This window comes from Mycobacterium sp. NGS18 (genome assembly GCF_059813185.1).
Map to the genome: position 1 here is coordinate 488,013 of NZ_JCALEC010000003.1, position 15,987 is coordinate 503,999.

General features: G+C 68.8%; 16 protein-coding genes, 1 tRNA gene and 1 other RNA gene. 8 read left to right on the forward strand and 10 right to left on the reverse strand.

Annotated features, from left to right (window positions below; all coding sequences use genetic code 11):
• Positions 1–110: 110 nt before the first annotated feature.
• Both recR and AC5Y31_RS08770 read right to left on the reverse strand, forming a co-directional pair.
• Complete coding sequence (gene recR, locus AC5Y31_RS08765; protein ID WP_065024537.1) at positions 111–722, reverse strand: recombination mediator RecR; 612 nt, start codon at positions 720–722, stop codon at positions 111–113.
• Positions 723–1,058, reverse strand: a complete 336-nt coding sequence (locus AC5Y31_RS08770) for a YbaB/EbfC family nucleoid-associated protein (protein WP_082947220.1) — start codon at positions 1,056–1,058, stop codon at positions 723–725.
• 116 nt (positions 1,059–1,174) lie between these two features.
• Here AC5Y31_RS08770 and AC5Y31_RS08775 point away from each other — a divergent pair, with 116 nt between their 5' ends.
• From AC5Y31_RS08775 to AC5Y31_RS08790, 4 genes are all read left to right on the forward strand, one after another.
• Positions 1,175–1,948 (forward strand): Rv3717 family N-acetylmuramoyl-L-alanine amidase, encoded by a 774-nt coding sequence (locus tag AC5Y31_RS08775; protein WP_499979634.1) that lies wholly within the window; start codon positions 1,175–1,177, stop codon positions 1,946–1,948.
• A gap of 51 nt (positions 1,949–1,999) precedes the next feature.
• Complete coding sequence (locus tag AC5Y31_RS08780; RefSeq protein ID WP_499979636.1) at positions 2,000–3,379, forward strand: FAD-binding oxidoreductase; 1,380 nt, start codon at positions 2,000–2,002, stop codon at positions 3,377–3,379.
• Positions 3,376–4,671 (forward strand): class I SAM-dependent methyltransferase, encoded by a 1,296-nt coding sequence (locus AC5Y31_RS08785; RefSeq protein WP_065024535.1) that lies wholly within the window; start codon positions 3,376–3,378, stop codon positions 4,669–4,671. The genes AC5Y31_RS08780 and AC5Y31_RS08785 overlap by 4 nt, the downstream gene beginning before the upstream one ends.
• A gap of 150 nt (positions 4,672–4,821) precedes the next feature.
• Positions 4,822–5,460: a TetR/AcrR family transcriptional regulator gene (locus tag AC5Y31_RS08790; protein ID WP_499979638.1), complete on the forward strand. Its 639-nt coding sequence runs from the start codon at positions 4,822–4,824 to the stop codon at positions 5,458–5,460.
• Here AC5Y31_RS08790 and AC5Y31_RS08795 read toward each other — a convergent pair.
• The gene (locus AC5Y31_RS08795; RefSeq protein WP_499979641.1) at positions 5,457–6,254 is read right to left on the reverse strand and encodes an enoyl-CoA hydratase/isomerase family protein; all 798 of its coding nucleotides are present in this window, start codon (positions 6,252–6,254) and stop codon (positions 5,457–5,459) included. The two genes, AC5Y31_RS08790 and AC5Y31_RS08795, sit on opposite strands and share 4 nt — an antisense overlap.
• 112 nt (positions 6,255–6,366) lie before the next feature.
• On the opposite strand from AC5Y31_RS08795, the gene AC5Y31_RS08800 reads away from it, so the two are divergent.
• Positions 6,367–7,107, forward strand: coding sequence for an SDR family NAD(P)-dependent oxidoreductase (locus AC5Y31_RS08800; RefSeq protein ID WP_499979643.1), 741 nt, complete (start codon positions 6,367–6,369; stop codon positions 7,105–7,107).
• 4 nt (positions 7,108–7,111) lie between these two features.
• Here the strand turns inward: AC5Y31_RS08800 and AC5Y31_RS08805 are convergent, their stop codons facing one another.
• The 5 genes from AC5Y31_RS08805 to ffs all read right to left on the reverse strand — a co-directional run bounded on the left by AC5Y31_RS08805 (position 7,112) and on the right by ffs (position 12,501).
• A complete protein-coding gene (locus AC5Y31_RS08805) occupies positions 7,112–8,329 on the reverse strand; it encodes an FAD-dependent oxidoreductase (protein ID WP_499979647.1) in 1,218 nt (405 codons plus the stop codon).
• Positions 8,329–10,263, reverse strand: coding sequence for a DNA polymerase III subunits gamma/tau (locus AC5Y31_RS08810; RefSeq protein WP_065024530.1), 1,935 nt, complete (start codon positions 10,261–10,263; stop codon positions 8,329–8,331). Before AC5Y31_RS08810 ends, AC5Y31_RS08805 begins: the two co-directional genes overlap by 1 nt.
• A gap of 54 nt (positions 10,264–10,317) precedes the next feature.
• Positions 10,318–10,911 carry a CHAP domain-containing protein gene (locus tag AC5Y31_RS08815; RefSeq protein ID WP_499979650.1) on the reverse strand — a complete coding sequence of 198 codons (594 nt, stop codon included), beginning with the start codon at positions 10,909–10,911 and terminating at the stop codon, positions 10,318–10,320.
• A 189-nt stretch (positions 10,912–11,100) separates the two neighbouring features.
• Positions 11,101–12,375, reverse strand: coding sequence for an aspartate aminotransferase type Ic (locus tag AC5Y31_RS08820; protein WP_499979651.1), 1,275 nt, complete (start codon positions 12,373–12,375; stop codon positions 11,101–11,103).
• A 31-nt stretch (positions 12,376–12,406) separates the two neighbouring features.
• Positions 12,407–12,501, reverse strand: an RNA gene (gene ffs, locus AC5Y31_RS08825) — signal recognition particle sRNA small type.
• 69 nt (positions 12,502–12,570) lie between these two features.
• On the opposite strand from ffs, the gene AC5Y31_RS08830 reads away from it, so the two are divergent.
• From AC5Y31_RS08830 to AC5Y31_RS08840, 3 genes are all read left to right on the forward strand, one after another.
• A tRNA-Ser gene (locus tag AC5Y31_RS08830) sits at positions 12,571–12,656 on the forward strand.
• A gap of 80 nt (positions 12,657–12,736) precedes the next feature.
• Entirely contained in the window at positions 12,737–13,432 is a 696-nt protein-coding gene (lucA, locus tag AC5Y31_RS08835; protein WP_499979653.1) for a lipid uptake coordinator LucA, read from the forward strand.
• A gap of 29 nt (positions 13,433–13,461) precedes the next feature.
• Positions 13,462–14,793, forward strand: coding sequence for a DUF4226 domain-containing protein (locus tag AC5Y31_RS08840; protein WP_499979654.1), 1,332 nt, complete (start codon positions 13,462–13,464; stop codon positions 14,791–14,793).
• A 4-nt stretch (positions 14,794–14,797) separates the two neighbouring features.
• Here the strand turns inward: AC5Y31_RS08840 and AC5Y31_RS08845 are convergent, their stop codons facing one another.
• Positions 14,798–15,361 carry a hypothetical protein gene (locus AC5Y31_RS08845; RefSeq protein WP_499979656.1) on the reverse strand — a complete coding sequence of 188 codons (564 nt, stop codon included), beginning with the start codon at positions 15,359–15,361 and terminating at the stop codon, positions 14,798–14,800.
• A gap of 2 nt (positions 15,362–15,363) precedes the next feature.
• On the reverse strand, positions 15,364–15,828 hold the full coding sequence (locus AC5Y31_RS08850) for a DUF5078 domain-containing protein (protein ID WP_064855808.1): 465 nt from the start codon (positions 15,826–15,828) through the stop codon (positions 15,364–15,366).
• Positions 15,829–15,987 lie beyond the last annotated feature (159 nt).

Below are 15,987 nucleotides of genomic sequence, written 5' to 3' on the forward strand. Positions count from 1 at the left end.
TCCCGCTTGCGGGGGAGAGTTGGCGCGAAGAAGTGCGAGTAGCGAGCACGGTAACCACAGGCTCGCGGGGCGGGGCCAAGTCCTAAGCCATGGAACGCGGCGAGGAAGCCCTAGGCCATGGCGCGGCGGCCGGTGAACGCCCGGCCCAGCGTCAGCTCGTCGGCGAACTCCAGGTCACCGCCCATCGGCAGCCCGGAGGCCAGGCGCGTCACCGAAAGGCCGGGGATGTCGCGCAGCATGCGCACCAGGTAGGTGGCGGTCGCCTCGCCTTCGGTGTTGGGGTCGGTGGCGATGATCACCTCGTTGACGTCGACCCCGTCGATCCGCTCCCCCACCCGGTTCAGCAACTCACGCACCCGCAGCTGCTCCGGCCCGATTCCGCTCAGCGGATCCAGCGCGCCGCCGAGCACGTGATAGCGGCCGTGGAACTCCCGGGTGCGCTCGATGGCGGCGACGTCCTTGGGTTCTTCGACGACACAGATCTGGGCGAAATCCCGGCGAGGATCCCCGCAGATCCGGCAGCGCTCCGCATCCGAGACGTTGCCGCACACCTCGCAGAACCGCACCCCGTCGCGCACCTTCGTCAACACCGCACTGAGCCGATCGATCTCTGAGGGCTCCACCGACAGCAGATGGAACGCGATCCGCTGGGCACTCTTGGGGCCGATACCCGGGAGCTTGCCCAGCTCATCGATGAGGTCCTGGACCGGACCTTCAAACACCTAGGCCCCCGGCATGCCGAGCGCGTTGCCCATGCCGCCGGCCAGCGGGGAGAGCCGCTCCTGGGCCAGGGTCTGGGCTTTCTTCGACGCATCGGCGAGCGCGCCGACGATCAGGTCCTGCAGCGTTTCCAGGTCGGAGGGGTCGACGACCTTCGGGTCGATCTGCACGGCCAGCACCTCACCGCTGCCGTTGGAGGTGACCTTGACCAGGCCGCCGCCGGCTTCGCCGTGCACCTCGGTGACGGCCAGCTCCTGCTGCGCCTGCAGCAGTCGCTGCTGCATCTGCTGAGCCTGGGCCAGCAACGCCGACATGTCGGGCGGGCCTCCTGGTTGCATGACGTTCCCCTTGCGTTGTTGTGCGCGGTCTCGACTTGATTGCGGCTTGGTATCAGCTCCAAGACCCGGCGCGTGTGAAACACCCAGCGTAGTCGGCCCCGGCCTACCTTGGCGGCGTGCGCGTACCAGTTCTCTCCCGTGTCGGCGTCGCGATCGCCACCGGCCTGGTGGTGGCCGCGGCCATACCGAGCGCCCCGTTGTCCTCGGCGGCGCCGGGCAATATCGCCGGCATGATCGTCTTCCTCGACCCCGGGCACAGCGGCACCGCCGATCCCGCCGCCATCGGCCGCCAGGTGACCAACGGCCGGGGCGGCACCAAGAACTGCCAGACCAGCGGCACCACCACCAACTCCGGCTACCCCGAGCACAGCTTCGCCTGGGACACCACGCTGCGGATCCGCCACGCCCTCAACGCGGCGGGGGTGCGCACCGCGATGTCCCGCGGCGACGACAACGGGCCGGGGCCGTGCGTCGACGAGCGCGCCGCCATGGCCAACTCCCTGCACCCGAATGCGATCGTGTCCATCCACGCCGACGGCGGACCGGCCGCCGGCCGCGGGTTCCACGTCAACTACTCCGCGCCGCCGCTCAACCCGGCGCAGGAGGGGCCCGCGGTCCGGTTCGCCCAGGTGATGCGCGGGCAGTTGCAGGCCGCGGGCATTCCGCCGGCCACCTATATCGGCACCGACGGCTTGAAGGGTCGCGCCGACCTGGCCGGGCTGAACCTGGCCGAATACCCGTCGATCCTGGTCGAGCTGGGCAACATGAAGAATCCCGCCGACGCTGCCCTGATGGAAAGCCCGGCGGGCCGGCAACGCTACGCCGACGCCGTCGCCCGCGGCATCGCCGGTTACCTGAGCGGCCAGGCGGTGCCGCAACAGGCCCAATAGGCCTGGCGAGTCGGCTGCAGAGCGGGCGATCCGCCGCTAGCGTAGGAGGTGATGTCCGTCCGGCCCGCTGACGCACCGACATCCCACACGCGCGGGGTGCAACGTCTGCTGGACAGCTACCGGGCGATTCCCGCCACGGCCTCGGTCCGGCTGGCCAAACCGACCTCGAATCTGTTCCGGGCGCGCACCAAACGCGATGCGCCGGGCCTGGACACCTCGGGTCTGACGAGTGTCATCGGCGTCGACGTGGCGAACCGCACCGCCGACGTCGCGGGCATGTGCACCTACGAGGACCTGGTCGCCGCCACTTTGCCGTACGGCTTCGCGCCGCTGGTGGTTCCGCAGCTCAAGACGATCACCGTCGGCGGCGCGGTATCCGGCCTGGGCATCGAGTCGACGTCGTTCCGCAACGGGCTGCCGCACGAATCGGTGCTGGAGATGGACGTGCTCACCGGCGCCGGCGAGCTGCTGACGGTGTCCCGGGACCAGCACGAAGACCTGTTCCGGGCATTTCCGAATTCCTATGGCACGCTGGGCTATTCGACACGGCTGCGGATCGAGTTGGAGGCCGTCAAGCCGTTTGTCGCACTGCGGCACATCCGGTTCGATTCCCTGGATGATCTGGTCGCGACCATGGACCGGATCATCGACACCGGAGGCCTCGACGGGGTAGCGGTGGACTACCTCGACGGGGTGGTGTTCTCCCCCGCCGAGAGCTACCTGTGCGTCGGAATCGAGACCGATACCCCCGGTCCCGTGAGCGACTACACCGGTCAGCAGATCTATTACCGCTCCATCCAGCACCAGCAGGGGATCAAAGACGACCGGCTGACCATTCACGACTACCTATGGCGCTGGGACACCGACTGGTTCTGGTGCTCGCGGGCTTTCGGGGCGCAGCACCCCTCGGTGAGACGCTGGTGGCCGCGCCGCTACCGGCGCAGCAGTTTCTACTGGAAGCTGATCTCCTACGACCGGCGGTTCGCCATCGCCGACCGGATCGAGAAACGCCACGACCGGCCGCCGCGCGAACGGGTGGTGCAGGACATCGAGGTCCCGCTCAAGCGCTGCGGGGAGTTCCTGGACTGGTTCTTCGCTCACGTGCCGATCGAGCCGGTGTGGCTGTGCCCGCTGCGGCTACGCGCCGACGAGGACTGGCCGCTGTACCCGATGCGGCCCAACCGCACCTACGTCAACGTCGGGTTCTGGTCCTCGGTCCCGGCCGGCGCCACCGAGGGCGCCACCAATCGGCTGATCGAGGCGAAGGTGAGCGAACTCGAGGGCCACAAGTCGCTGTACTCCGACTCCTACTACACCCCCGCGGAGTTTGACGAGCTCTACGGCGGTGAAACCTATCGGTCCGTCAAACGGGCCTACGACCCCGACTCGCGGCTGCTGGACCTCTACGACAAGGCGGTACGACGACGATGACCACGTACAAGGAGCAGACCCGCACCGGCCGACTGAGCCTGGCCGAGGTGCTGGAGACCCTGGCCACCGACGGTCACCTGCCGCTGCGTTTCACCGCCTACGACGGCAGCAGCGCCGGCCCCGACGACGCCCCCATGGGCTTGGACCTGCTCACCCCGCGCGGCACCACCTATCTGGCCACCGCGCCGGGTGATCTGGGTATGGCCCGCGCGTATGTCGCCGGGGACCTGGAAGCGCACGGCGTGCATCCCGGCGATCCGTACCTCCTGCTCAAGGCGCTCGCCGACGAACTGCACTTCAAGCGGCCCCCGGCGCGGGTGCTGGCCAACATCGTCCGCTCGATCGGGGTCGAACACCTGGTGCCGATCGCACCGCCGCCCCAGGAGGCCCGCCCGCGATGGCGGCGCGTGGCAGAAGGCCTGCGGCACAGCAAAACCCGGGACGCCGACGCCATCCACCACCACTACGACGTCTCCAACGCCTTCTACGAGTGGGTGCTCGGGCCGTCGATGACCTACACCTGCGCGGTCTACCCCACCCCGGACGCGACACTGGAGCAGGCCCAGGAGAACAAGTACCGGCTGGTCTTCGACAAACTGCGGCTGAGCCCCGGCGACCTGCTGCTCGATGTGGGGTGCGGCTGGGGCGGCATGGTGCGCTACGCGGCGCGACACGGTGTGCGCGCCATCGGTGCGACGCTCTCGGCCGAGCAGGCCCGATGGGCGCAGCGCGCGATCGCCGAGGACGGCCTGGCCGACCTGGCCGAAGTACGCCACTGCGACTACCGCGACGTCGGCGAGTCCGAGTTCGACGCGGTCTCCTCGATCGGGATGACCGAACACATCGGCGTCGCCAACTACCCGGCGTACTTCGGTTTCCTCAGATCCAAGCTGCGCACCGGTGGTCTGCTGCTCAACCACTGCATCACCCGGCGCGACAACACCGCCAACCCGACCGCGGGCGACTTCATCGACCGCTACGTGTTCCCCGACGGTGAGCTGGCCGGGTCGGGGCGGATCATCAGCGAGATCCAGGACGCGGGCATGGAGGTGTTGCACGCCGAGAACATCCGGCACCACTACGAGCTGACGCTGCGGGACTGGTGCGCCAATCTGGTGGCGCACTGGGACGAGGCGGTCGCCGAGGTCGGCCTGGCCACCGCGAAGGTCTGGGGCCTCTATATGGCCGGTTCGCGGCTGGGCTTCGAGCACAACGCGATTCAGCTGCATCACGTGCTGGCGTGCAATGGCGAGGTCGATCGCCCATCGCTGCGCCCGTGGTGGCGGCCCTAGCGGCGATCGCAAGCACGGCGCCAGCCGGGCGCAGCGGGTCGCCGCCATCGGCCCTAGATTCGTCCGAACGGTCGAATAGCCGAACCCTCAGCCGGACTTGGCTAGGATGGGGTGTCGCTTAGACATCCATGCTCAGTGCCGAGGGGACCGATGGCCGAACGTGTCAAGAACCAGCGCCCGAACGGGACCGCCGGTTCGGATCGTGTTGCCCGGCGCCGCGACCGCCGCAAGGCGGAGATCGTCCGGACCGCGACGCTGCTCCTGGCCGAATCGGGCTATCAGGGAATGAATCTCGATTCCGTCGCCGAACAGACCGATATCGCCAAGGCCACGCTGTATCACTACTTTCCGTCCAAGGACGTCCTGGTCGCCGCAGCCCTGGAGGCCACGACTCAGGAGGTGCTGGCCCGGCTGAACGCCCGCGAGGAGCAGCTCGGCGCGGTGAGCGCCCGTGATCATCTGGCGGCGCTGATCGACGAACAGATCCGGATACTCACCGAAACCGCTCCGGAGGTGGCCGCGGTGTTCGCCTGGCCGCGCGGGTGGCCCGCCACCTTCGGCGACGACATGAAGGACATGCGCCGACGCCACGACGCGGTGTTCCGCCGGGTGGTCGAGAAAGGTGTCGCCGCCGGTGAATTCGGTTGTCCCAATATCGATGTCGCTTTGCAGTGCCTGCACGGGATCTTGAACCAGTCGTCGGTATGGCTACGACCCGGCGCACGCGCGGATGATCGGGCCGAGATGCGTGCCGCAATCGTCGACCGTGCGCTGCGGGTGTTCGACTAGACGACGGGGCCGAAGTTGGGTGGACGCTTCTCCCGAAGGGCGGTGTAGCCCTCGATGACATCCGGCCCCAGAAAGGTCAGCATCTCGTAGGCGGCCGATTGATCGAAGATCGGCCCGGCGCTGCGCAGCCAGTTGTTGAGCGAGCGTTTAGTGAGCCGGATCGCCTGCTGTGCACCGGTTGCCAGCACCTCGGCAACACGCAAAGCCTCGGGCAGCACGTCTTCGCGGGGAAGCGCCTTGGCCGCCAAGCCGATTCGTTCGGCTTCGATTCCGGTGATCATCTCACCGGTGAGCAGGTAGTAGCGCGCCTTGGCCATTCCCGCCAGCAACGGCCAGATGATCGCGGCGTGGTCACCGGCGGCCACCCCCAACTTGACGTGGCCGTCACCGATGCGCGCGTCCTCGGCGACGATCGCCACATCGGCGAGCAGCGCGACCACCGCTCCGGCGCCGACGGCGACACCGTTGATGGCCGACACGATCGGCTTGTCGCAGTTGATCATGTTGTAGACCAGCTCGCTCATCTCGGTGAGCATGTGCGAGACGCGGTCGTAGTCACCGGCCATCCGCTCGACCATGGCGAGGTCGCCGCCGGCGCTGAAAGCCTTGCCGGCACCGGTGATCACCGCGACGCGGATGTCCGGGTCCGCGGCGACGTCGCGCCAGATCCGGGCCAACTCGGCGTGCATGCCCTCGTCGGCGGCGTTGTACTTCTCCGGCCGATCGATGGTGATGAGGAGGACGCCGTGGTCGCGACGGCTCAGGGTCAGCTGCTCATAGTCGGTGAAGGCCATCAACCGAGGTTACGGTTATTCGACCGTCCGAGTCAATATTCGACCATATGGTTGATTTTCTGCCACGTGGAGCCGATAGTGGTGGGATATCCCGCGTCCTAGGAGGTCAACCATGCGTTTCGAGAACAAGACCGTGGTGGTGACCGGTGCGGCCTCGGGGATCGGCCGGGCGATCGCGACGGGTTTCGGCACTCGCGGGGCGGCCGTCGTCGCCGTCGACCGGGACGCGCCGGGGTTGACCGAAACCGTGGAGCGGATCGGCGCGGCGGCCAGCGCCCACGTCGTCGACCTGGCGGATCCGGCGGCGATCGCCGCGTTGCGCGACGATGCGGTGGCCGCGTACGGCCCACCGGACATCATCGTCAACGCCGCCGGTTTCGACCGCGTCGAACCGTTCATGTCCAATGACGCCGCGTTGTGGGAAGCCCTGGTCGCGGTGAACTTTCTCGGACCGGTCCGGCTCACGCACGCGTTTCTGGAGCCGATTCTGGCGCACGAACGCACCGCGAAGATCGTCAACATCGCCAGCGACGCCGGCCGCGTCGGCAGTCTGGGCGAGACGGTCTATGCCGGCACCAAGGGCGGCCTGATCGCCTTTACCAAGTCGCTGGCCCGGGAACTGGCGCGCCACCAGATCAACGTCAACTGCGTGTGCCCCGGCCCCACCGACACGCCGCTGTTCGCATCACTTCCCGACAAGGTGCGCGACGGGCTGATTCGGGCCATCCCGTTTCGCCGGCTCGCGACCCCCGAACAGATCGCCGACGCGGTGCTGTTCTTCGCCTCCGAGTACGCCGACTACATCACCGGTCAGGTCCTCAGCGTCAGCGGCGGCCTGACCATGGCCGGCTGAGCAGTCAGCCGCGCCGCGCGAACGACGGCGCCCGCTCCGGTCGGACCCCGACGCCGACCAGGTAGGCCGGAATGGCCGAGAGCCAGGGGAGTTTGGCGAAAACCGTTCCGAAAGCCGCCGGCGGGCTGAGGTTTTTGCCGCGCAGGATCGGTGTGAGAGCGCGGTGCAGCACCCGCTGAACCGACTGGGTGACGACGGTGGGCAGCGCTCGGCGCCGTTGCACGGCAGCCAGATCGCGCTGGGTGACGCGCCCCTGCCGCAGCGGCTCGGCCAGGATGGTGGCGGCGGCCACCGCGTCCTGCACCGCCAGGTTGATGCCGACACCGCCCACCGGAGACATGGCGTGTGCGGCGTCGCCGATGCACAGCAATCCGTCGACGTTCCAGCGCCGCAGCCGATTCACCCGCACGTCAAGGTGTTTGACGTCATCCAGGCTGCGCAGTGCGTCCACCGAGTCGGCGGCCTCCGGGATGAGTTCGCCGACCTCGCGGCGGAACGCGTCGATGCCGCGCGCGCGCATGGCCGCGTCATTGCCCTTCAGCCCGAGGTAGGCGACCTGAAAGTAGCCCTCGCGCGGAATCATGATCGCGGCCCGGCCGGGCCCGAGGCGCGGCAGCAGCGTCGGCTCCGCGCCGCGGTCGTTCGGCAGCCGGAACCACCACACGTCGAAGTCCACCGGAAACTCGCGTGAGGTCAGGCCGGCCTCGTGCCGCGCAATCGACCACCGGCCGTCGCAGGCCACCGTCAGGCCGGCGCGAAGCTCACCCGGCCCGTCCGGCCCCTGGTAGCGCACCCCGACCACCCGGCCGTTCTCGTGCAGCAGGCCGGTGACCTCCGACTGCATCCGCAGCGTGAAAGTCGGCTCCTGTTGGGCGGCTTCGGCGAGCAGGTTGAGCAGATCCCACTGCGGCACCATCGCGACGTAGGGGTGCGGCTGGCGCCGCAGCCACCCGAAATCGACCACCGTGACGCCGCGCCCCGCCACGTCGAGGCTGACCTGGTGGATCTCGCTGTGCGACAGCTTGGTGAAACGGTCCCACAATCCGAGCTCGTCGAGTAGCCGCAGCGTGGTGGGATGCACTGTGTCGCCGCGGAAGTCGCGCAGGAAGTCGCCGTGCTTCTCCAGCAGCGTCACCTCGACACCGGCGCGGGCCAACAGCAGCGCGAGCACCATGCCGGCGGGGCCGCCGCCGATGACGGCGCAACCGGTGGACTCCGTCATCAATCGCCACCGATGCGGCGCGCACCCAGCTCGCTTTGCAGCAGCTCCAGGGCCGCCTCTTCGGGGTCACGGCGCGGCGCCGGGTCGGAGCGCTCGGCATCCGCCTCGGCGAGCATGGCCTCCTCGTCGGCTGCCCGCTCCACCTCCGCGGTGACCGGTGCGGGCGCGGCGGGCGACGCGGCTTCCGGTGGCGCGGCCCCGGCCTCGCAGCGCACCCGCCAGTTCACCCCGAGGGCGTCCTTGAGCGCCTCGACGATGACGTCGGCGTTGCGCTGTTCGCAGAGCCGTTTGGCCAGTGGAGCCGACTCGTGGCTGAGCACCAGGGTGTTGCCGTCCACGGCGCGCACGGTGGCGCCGGCCAGCATCACCTCGGTGGTGCGGCTGCGCTGACGAACCTTGTCGCGCACCGTGCTCCACATCGCGCGCACGGCGGCGGCGTCGGGTTCTCCCGGAGTCGCCGCGGCCGGTGGCGGCGGTGGCGGTGGCGGTGCAGGTTCGGCTGGCGGCGCGGGTTCGGCTGGCGGCGCGGCCGCGGGTTCCGGGGCGGCCGCGGGTTCCGGGGCGGCCGCGGGTTCGGGCTCCGGCGTGGGGTCGGCCGCCGGCGGCGGCGCGGGCGCAGCGGTCGGCTCGGGAGCCTGCGAGCGGCGGGTGAACTGCTTGCCCGGGGGCGACGAGCCCGCGGGCGAGGAGAGACCCGGGCGCATCGACCCGGCCGGGGGCACCACAGCGCCTGCGCTCGGCTGGGCGACCGCACCCGGGATCGACATGTCCAGCCGGCTCTCGATGCGCTCGATCCGCTGCAGCAGCGCGGCTTCGGTGTCGGCGGCCGACGGCAACAGCAGCCGGGCGCAGACCACCTCCAACAGCAGCCGCGGAGCCGTCGCGCCGCGCATCTCCCCCAGCCCGGCGTGCACCACCTCGGCGTAGCGGGCCAAAGTGGCCGAGCCGAGCCGGGCGGCCTGCTCCTGCATCCGTTCCAGGATGTCTTCGGGTGCGTCGACCACGCCCTTGGCCACCGCGTCGGGAACCGCCTGCAGCACGATCAGGTCGCGGAACCGCTCCAGCAGATCGATGGCGAACCGGCGCGGGTCGTGGCCGGCATCGACTACCGCCTCCACCGCCCCGAACAGTGAGGCGGCGTCCCCTGCCGCCAGCGCGTCGACGGCGTCGTCGATCAGGGCGACGTCGGTGGCGCCCAACAGGCCCAGCGCCCGCTGGTAGTGGACGTGGCTGATGTCGGACTCGTCCTTCTGCGAGCCGGCCAGCAGCTGGTCGAGCACCGAGAGGGTGTCGCGGGGCGAGCCGCCGCCGGCGCGGATCACCAGCGGGTACACCGCGTCGTCGACGACGACGCGCTCCTGCTCGCAGATCCGGCCGATCAGCTCACGCATGGTCCGCGGCGCCAGCAGCCGGAACGGGTAGTGGTGGGTGCGCGAGCGGATGGTCGGCAGCACCTTCTCGGGCTCGGTGGTGGCGAACACGAAGATCAGGTGTTCGGGGGGCTCCTCGACGATCTTGAGCAGCGCGTTGAATCCCGCGGTGGTCACCATGTGCGCTTCGTCGATGATGAAGATCCGGTATCGCGACTGGGCCGGCGCGTAAAACGCCCGGTCCCGCAGATCCCGGGTGTCGTCGACGCCGCCGTGGCTGGCGGCATCGAGTTCGACGACGTCGATGCTGCCCGCACCGTTGGGCGCCAGTGCCTGGCAGGAGTCGCAGGTCCCGCACGGCGTGGGAGTCGGCCCCTCGGCACAGTTCAGCGAGCGGGCCAGGATGCGCGCCGACGAGGTCTTGCCGCAGCCCCGCGGACCGGAGAACAGGTAGGCGTGGTTGATCCGGCCCGCCGACAACGCGGTGCACAGCGGTTCGGTGACGTGCTCCTGCCCCACCACTTCGGCGAACGTTGCCGGCCGGTATTTGCGGTAGAGCGCCACGCCAGCAGGGTACTTGCTCGGGCCGACGGCGGTGCAGGCCCGCCGGACTGCGCGCTACGCCTTCGGGCGCAGATAGCCCAGGGTGTTGTAGGCGGGGTTGAAGTCGCGCCAGTTCAACGTCACGAACAACCGGCCGCCGGAGTTCTGGTCGGCCGTCTCATAGCGGAACGGGAAGCTGTTTCGATCGACGGCGGTGACGACCGCGGCGTGTCCGTGTTCGCTGACAAATCCGCCGGGGCCGTAGACGGCGATGTCCCCGACCTGCGGCTGATTCGCCCCGCCGGCGAACGGGATCTGGTCAAAGAATTGACTCAGGCCGTTGGTGGGGAAATGTACGTAGAGGTCGAAGGCGTTACCGCTGGGGTCGGTGTTGCGCCAGGGGACGCCCAGCGCCTCGATGTAGTGCTGGATAAGCGGATAGCACTGGCCGTCGCCGTACACCACCGGATTGCCCAGTGCGGCATCAGCGGCGTCGCGCCGGTAGCCGTCGAGTGCCTCGGTCATCTTGGGCGGCAATACATCGGCCTGGGCCTGCACCGGAGAGGGGCCGGGCGCCGGACCCGGCACTGCATACGCCGCTGGCGGCTGGCCCAGCACGACGAAGCTTATGGCCAGTGCGCAGGCCCCGGCACCGTTCAGGATTGCCATTGCTCCGCCCCCGGCTCGCATTGCAGTTGGCTCATTGACGCAACTTCCCCAAACTCTATGTCAGCCCTACCTGCGGCGGGGACATACAGCTGCCCGCGCCGTCGCCGAACGTGTAATGGTTGCGAAAATCCGGCTGGATTTTCGCAATGAGTACACGTTCGGCGCGAGAAGAGGGGCCGGCCCCGTGGCTCAGCCCAGCATTGATTCGACCGCGGCCAGCAGCGCGCAGGTGGCCAGGCCGTCGACGGCGTTGCGCAGGTCGTCGGTGGACGGGAACGACGGGGCGATCCGGATGTTCTTGTCCTCGGGATCCTTGCGGTACGGGAACGACGCGCCCGCCTCGGTGACGGCGATGCCGGCGTCCTTGGCCAGCGCGACGGTGCGCCGCGCCGTACCCGGCAGCACATCGAGGCTGATGAAGTAGCCGCCCTTCGGGTCGGTCCACGACGCGATCTTGGAGTCGCCGAGCCGGTTCTGCAGAATCTCGGCGGCCATCTTGAACTTGGGCGCCAGGATCTCCTGGTGGCGGCGCATGTGCAGCCGCACCCCGTCGGCGTCGCCGAAAAACCGCAGGTGACGCAGCTGGTTGACCTTGTCCGGTCCGATCGAGCGCTTCCCGGCGTACTGCAGATACCAGGCGATGTTGCCCAGCGAGCCACCGAAGAAGCTGACACCGGCGCCGGCGAAGGTGATCTTCGAGGTGGAGGCGAACACGTACGGCCGGTTCGGGTTGCCCGCCGCGGTGGCCAGCCCGAGCACGTCGATCTGGTGCGGGAACTCGGTGGTCAGGGTGTGCACCGCGTAGGCGTTGTCCCAGAACAGCCGGAAGTCGGGGGCGGCGGTCTGCATCTGCACCAGCCGGCGCACCGTCTCCCAGGAATAGGTGATACCGGTCGGGTTGCCGAACACCGGCACCGTCCACATGCCCTTGATCGCCGGGTCGGCGGCGACGAGTTCCTCGATCAGATCGACGTCCGGGCCGTCTTCGCGCATCGGGACCGGGATCATCTCGATGCCCAGGGTCTCGGTGATCGCGAAGTGCCGGTCGTAGCCGGGCACCGGACACAAGAATTTGACGACCGGCTCCTGGCTCCAGGGGCGCGGTGAGTCGACGCCGCCGTGCACCATCGAGTAGACGACGACGTCGTGCATGAACTCCAGGCTGGCGTTGTTGCCGGCGATCAGGTTGGGCACCGCGATGCCGAGCAGCTCGCCGAAGATGGCCCGCAGCTCGGGCAGACCGTGCAGGCCGCCGTAGTTGCGGGTGTCGGTGCCGTCGTCATCGCGGTAGTCGTCGGGCCCGGGCAGTGCCAGCAGGCCGTTGGCCAGGTCGAGCTGCTCGGGCGCCGGCTTGCCGCGGGTCAGGTCCAAAGTCAGCTTCTTGGCCTGCAGTTCGGCGTAATCGCGCTGGTAACGCTCGTGTTGAGCGACCAAATCGGCACGGTTGAGGTTCTGCAACGACACAGGGGCGCCTTTCACGTCGAAGGCCTGAGACGTAAGGGGACCCCGCGCACCCGCCAGAGCCCATTGACCCTTGCTGCCTTCCGGCCCTGGGGGAGTTCACAGGATAGACGCCGCGCGGGGTCCGCTGGGCAGTCTACCGGCGGTCGGGACGAGGAGCGCGCGGCCCCTGCGGGAGTCTCCGCTACCATTGCCGACGGAGGATTCGCCTAGTGGCCTATGGCGCTCGCCTGGAACGCGGGTTGGGTTAATAGCCCTCAGGGGTTCAAATCCCCTATCCTCCGCACCCGATGCAGGTGCGACCGGACCGCAATACCTCGGTCCGGTCGCACCTGACTCACTACTGACGAACAGGGGAGGTGGCGTGAGTCGCACCGTCGCCACGGTTTGGCACGCGTCGCTCTCGACTCTCGCCGCCATTGTGTACTTCTTGTTCGTGCTGCCCCGCTGGTGGGAGCTGACCGACTTCACCTCGCACGTGCTGGGCACTGTGCTGCGGATCATCCTCGGGGTGCTGGTCGCCGTGACCGCGCTGCCGGTGGCGGCCACCTTGAAGCGCGCCCGCAAGCCGGAGTACGGCACGCCGCAGCTGGCGCTGACGCTGCTGACCGGCTCGATCGTGGCCCACATCGTGGCGGGGACGCTGATCGCGGGCGCCGCGATCAGCGAGATCTGGCTGTCGCTGGACAGTGCCGGGATGTGGTTGTTTGGCATTTACGGGGCGGCCGCCGCGATCGCCCTGCTGGGGATCGGCGCGTTCTACCTGTCGTTCGTCGCCGAGATGCCGCCGCCCCCGCCCAAACCGATCAAGCCCAAGACGGAGAAGCAGCCGAAGCGCCGGCTCCGGCGTGGCAAGAAGACCGTCACCGCCGAGGACTCAGACGAAGACGAGTCCGGCGACGAAACGGAGCCGGCCGAGGCTGACGAGACCGCCGAAACCGAGACCCAGGCCGAGGAGATCCTCGAGCCGGCGGGTGAAGAGTCCAGCGAGCCGGCCGTGAGCGGCGCCGAGGAGAAGCTGCGCCCCTCCGGCAAGCGCCGGGCGAAGAAGAGCACGTAGCCCCGCCTCACCCGGCTAATCTCTGCGCTATGACCGAGAATCTCGGTGCTTTCGCCGACGCGGCACGGGCGCGAGAAGAACAGCTGGCCAACCGGCTGGCGGCGTCGGTGGCCGCCGATCAACAGCTCCAGACCATCCTGCGCGAGGCCGTGCAGCACAACTCCAGTTCGCGGCAGCGCCTCGATGCGCTGGAGTCCGAGATCCGACAGGCCGCAAGCACCTGGCCGGGACTGGACACCCCCGCCGGGTCCCGCCAGTTCCAGCGATTTCTGAACGGCAAGACCCGCGAGATCCACCAGATCGTCTCCGACGCCGCCGCGGACAGCGAGCATCGGGCCGGCCTGGTGCGGACCCTGACCCACCGCTACGAACTCGGCGGTGACGACGGCGAGGATCCGCATATCCGGCTGGTGGACAATGAGATTCCGGCCGATACCCCGCCGCCGCACGACCCCACCATCGACGGGCGCGGCAGCGAACCGGTGCCGGAGACCCAGGACGGCTCGCCCTACGACTTAGGCGCCACCATCCCGGGCACCGGCATCGTCATCACCGGCGACCCGGAAACGGGGCACCCGCGGCTACACATCCCCGGGCAACCCGACATCGACAACCCGTTCCCCACCGACGAGGGGTTCCGGGCGCTGCCGACCGGTACGGCGATCGGCCCGAACGGCGAGCAGTACGCCTTCTACAGCGTGCGGCCCTACGGGCTCGGGACCTCTCCGGACAACTACATCGCCCCGGAGTCACGGGTGCAGAATCTGGCCGACCCCGCAACGGATTTGGGGCCGCTGATGGGCACCACGCTCGGCTCGGACACCAAAGTGGGCATCTCGCAGGCCAGCGGGGTCTACGACGCGGTGTCGGGACGGATGGTCATCGTCGGCAACATCGGTCAGGACGGTCAGCGCGCCATGTGGCAGTCCGACCCCGTTGCCCCCGGCGCCCCACCCAACGCCTGGATGAACAGCCTGCAGCAGGTCGGCGCCTTCGACAATCTGGGCGCGGGCAACCGGGAGAACCAGATCGTGGCGCTCCCACAGGGCGGTTACCTGCTGACCAGCGCCAGCGACGGCGGCCAGGTGGTGGGCGTGACCGCGGGCAGTCCCCAGGGGCTGCTACAGGCGCCGTCGCACGAAATCACCGGCCCCGGGCTGATTTTCAGCCCCGGGAATCAGCCGGCCGTTCCTTACGGCCCGAGCATCGTCAACGTCGAGACGCTTCCGAACGGGCAGGAGCAGGTCACCATGCGGGTCAGTACCTGGCCGACCCCGGAGGGCTGGCCGGTGGGGCCCGATGCCCCGCCGCCGCCCTATCATCCGCGGACCTATACGACGACGTTCAACGTCAACCCGTAGGGCGCTAAAAGGCGGTGCTTCCCGCCGGCCGCAGCACGAAACCGTGATGTCCCAGCGAGGTGTCTAGGCAGGCGACGAGTTGGTCGGCGCCTACCGCACAGGTCACGTTGCCGTAGGAGACCTTCTGCCCCACGCCGAGAAAGCCGCCGTTGGAGAACTGCCGGCCGCAGCTGGTCGATTCGCGGTTCAAGCGCAGCCCGGCCGCGCCCTGGGAGCGCACGGTGCCGATCACACATCCGCCGGGCACCGGCGCACCCGAACTCAGCGGTGCGTTGGCCATGCCCGGCATGTCGCCGTCGCACATGATCGCCTGCGAGGAGCCCGCCGGCGGTTCGATGGCGTCGAACTGGCACGCGATGTTGTAGGGGGTGGCGAAGTTCACCCAGCGCCCGGGCCCCTTCGGGCCGGTGCTGAGGTAGTCGTCGACCGGGACCGCGGCGAAGTCATCCAGGTTGGGAAAGCCCCCAGGTTGGGCTTGCACCGGTGAGCCCTGCCCGGCCATGAGCAGACCGCCCGCCAAGCCGGCGAGGGCCACAGCCTGCGTGACTCGACGGATGAGCATCGGCATGGTTACGGCTTGGGCGCCCAGTCCCACACCGACATGTCGTCGCGCGGGTACTGGCTGCAGGCTTCGGTCGACTTGGCGACGACACCCTTGTTGTTGAAGAAGATCTTGGCGTGGTTGGGCCAGGACACCGTCAGCGGGTCGGCGAAGTTCGTCGCCAGTTCCTCGGAGTAGGCCCGGCGCTGCTCGGGGCTGAGCGAGAAGAACCAGTGCATCTTGTCGATAGCGGCCTGCTGCACCTGCACCGGCTTGTTGTGCATGTCGATCATGTAGCGCTCGTAGTAGATCGGCGACAGGTCGCGGCTGGCGGCCAGCATCTGCTCGGCGCTGCAGTCGGTGCGGATCACCCGCCGCGGGATCGGAAAGTCGTCGGTGGCGTCAGCGGCGGCGGTGGCGGGGAACAGGGCGGCGGCGAAACCGGCGACGAAGGCCAGCGCGACCCCGCGCCGAATTGGGCGATGCGTACGCATGGAATCCACTGTAGCCATTGTCCCGTTCTTTCCCTATGTCGGTTTGCGGCGACAATCCCCGCTGGTGAGACCGCTGCGCCGGGTGAGACGGATGCAACGGCACAGGGCTGCGGAATTATCCGAACTCGACACGTAATGCTACATAACTTTAGCCGGGCT